Here is a 2,832-nt window from a genome sequence, read left to right as displayed (position 1 = left end):
CGTCTATGCGATCGGAACGCCGGGCCAGAGCACGGGCGTCTACACGCAGATGCCGGGCGAAGCGCCGGTTCTCCAGTGCGCGGTGACCATTGGATAAACATTTTATTTGCAAAGAATAACGGGATCCATCTGTAGATGGTTCCTGTAAAGAGGGCAGGCTCCCGGATGTATCCGGGGGTCTGCTTTTTTTTGAAATCAGGAGTATGGAAACAAAAAATGTAATACAATTTTAATGGAAAAGGAAAGTTAAATTTTTATAAAAGTATATTATTGATATGTTAAAAAATTGTATTTTTTAGATAACTTTTTGTAAATACGCGACCTGATCGGCGTGTTACAATGACCTCAATAGAGGAAAGTACCATCCCAAATACTGCGGAAAGGAGAGGCGCTGTCTTAAAGGGATATCTTTCGTATGATTTGGAGAAAAAGGAGGAGCTTTATGAAAAAGAAACTGGCTGCGTGTTTGCTAAGTGCCGCCATCCTGTGTTCAGGGGTCACGACGGCATGGGCCGCTACGCCTATTGAAACTGGATTTGCGGGTTTGTCTGTTTCGGAACATCTATACGATTGGGCTTCAGGGGAACTCAGCAATCTGGCGCTGAACCCGACGGGAGTGGGTTTCCCGAAGTTGTTTGCAGAATACACCAACGGCGGCGACAACCTCCAGGATTTGGCGGATGGGATCATCTCGAGCAAGCAGGGGCCGCCGCATGACGAAGGGCCGCGCAACCGCTGGACCAATTACGACAAACAGGGGCCGGCGTTTGTAGAGGTGGAGTTTGAAACCGAGCAGGATGTCCATCAGGTGGAATGGTTTGCTTACAACGATTTCGGAGGCGTACCGACGCCCAAGTCGGTGAGCGTCCAATATTGGGACGGCAGCCAGTGGCAGGAAGCGGCAAACCAGGAAGTCACAGTGGGGACCTATGGGGACGACACGTGGATTGTGCCCTTCACCATCGACTTCGACGTGTTCCGCACAGCAAAAGTGCGGGTGACGGTCACCCCGCAGGACGGGAAGTCGGTCGGCGCTTCCGAACTGCGCGTATGGGGCGTCCGGGAAATGCTGCACGGCTTTGAAATGACGGTGCCAGCGGTCGTGCCGGGCGACAACCAGCTGCCGCTTTCCGTCACGTTGGAGACGGTCCGGGAGCAGGCGCAGCCGCTTTATATCAAGGCGGTGGACAGCACGGGCGCGGAACAGACCTTTAGCGAAGAGATCCCGGCAAACACGCAGACCGCTGATTTTTCCTTGGACCTGAGCAGTTTAGCAGAGGGAGAAATCGAACTGACCGTCTCTTTGCAGGAAGATTTTTCTGATGCAAGAACGGTTGCCTTGACAAAGCGCCTGTCCAACGAAGTTTTCCAGTCGATCTATGAAGAGGTCAAAACACCCTATGAATACGGCATTGTGCTGTCTTATTCGGGCGTGGGGACGGGCACGTTTGACAGCGACCTGATCGACAACCCCAATGTCTTTGCCATTCCGGGCGACGACACCTATGTCTATATGACGTATGTCGGGCACGATGGAACCGGCTATCGCACGGGCCTTGCGCGCAGTACGGACATGCTCCATTGGGAAAAGGTTGGAAAGATTTTGGAGAACGGCGAACCCGGCGCTTGGGATGAATACAACGCGGCGGGCTATATTGTGCGCGACCATAAATGGGGCGAGCTTCCCACCCCGCACGTGATGGCGGATGGACGCCTGGCGATGACCTATCTGGCGTCCGATACCCCCGGCTATGAGGCGGGCATCAAACGCGCTGGCGTGGCGTTTGCGGATAGCATTTTCCAGCCGGACGGATCGCTCTCCCAGTGGGAACGTTATCCGGACCCGGTACTGGATGCACATGACGGCACCTATCCGTATGAAAAAGGAACCATTTGGAAATTGCAGGCCATTTGGGATGAGGAAAACAGCCGGTATGTGGGCTTCTACAATGCGGCGGGCGGCCCGGAAGTCATGTGCCAGGCGTATTCCGAGGATTTAACGCATTGGGAACGCGAAGCAACCAACCCCGTGCTCGATCAGGACACCTCTCCCAGCGGCGATGTTTGGGGAGCCAGCCATAATGCCGACGCAGATGTTGTGAAAATTGGAGACTACTGGGTGATGTTCTATTTCACCAGTTCCCCGGGCGGCATTATCGACTCGTTTGCCGTTTCAAAGGACATGGTCCATTGGGAGAAATCGTATATCCCGCTGACAGTGCGCAATAGCACGTATAGCTCGACCTATGCGCATAAACCCTGCGTTGTGAAAAAGAATGGCGTGGTTTATCATTATTACAACGCGGTGGGAAGCGAAGGGCGCTTGATTGCACTGGATACATCCATCGACTTGAGCGCCTTGCAGCGCGCACAGGCGATCTCACCGGATGATTGTTCCGAAGCTTGGTATCAGGGCTTGCAGGAAAAGATCACTGCGTTGCAGACGGAATTGCGTGCAGACGATGGTTCTTTGGAACGCATCCAAGCGGCGCTCAGCGCGCTTGAGATTTATCTCGATGCGGGCGAAGAGGCGGAAGCCCAGCTTCTGACGGTACAGTGGGGCGGCAACGCATCGATGAGCGTCGAGGGCAATGCAGAAGAGATCATTTCTTCCGATGCGATCTACGGCGCAAAGGTACAGCCGGGCGAAGAGCTGGTCTTCACCTTCACCCCGACCAAGGGCGCGTTCTCCGGAGCGCAGCTCAATGGCGAGGACATCGAATTTGCAGCAGATGGCTGCACCTACACCTTCACCATGCCGAACGAGGGCACGACCCTGCGCTTCACGTTCACAAGCGTGGATAAGAGCATCCTGGGAGCTGTCCTGGAGCA

1 pseudogene is annotated in these 2,832 nt (G+C 54.3%); it reads left to right on the top strand.

Going from position 1 to position 2,832, the window contains the following annotated elements:
• Positions 1-442: 442 nt before the first annotated feature.
• Positions 443-2,832, top strand: a pseudogene (locus I2G69_RS13175) (hypothetical protein); the annotation flags it as partial.

The organism is Anaeromassilibacillus sp. D41t1_190614_C2, assembly GCF_015558525.1.
Classification (GTDB): Bacteria; Bacillota; Clostridia; order Oscillospirales; family Acutalibacteraceae; genus Anaeromassilibacillus; species Anaeromassilibacillus stercoravium.
Note: the sequence above shows the minus strand (reverse complement) of the source record. Positions and strands in the feature narration are given on the sequence as shown.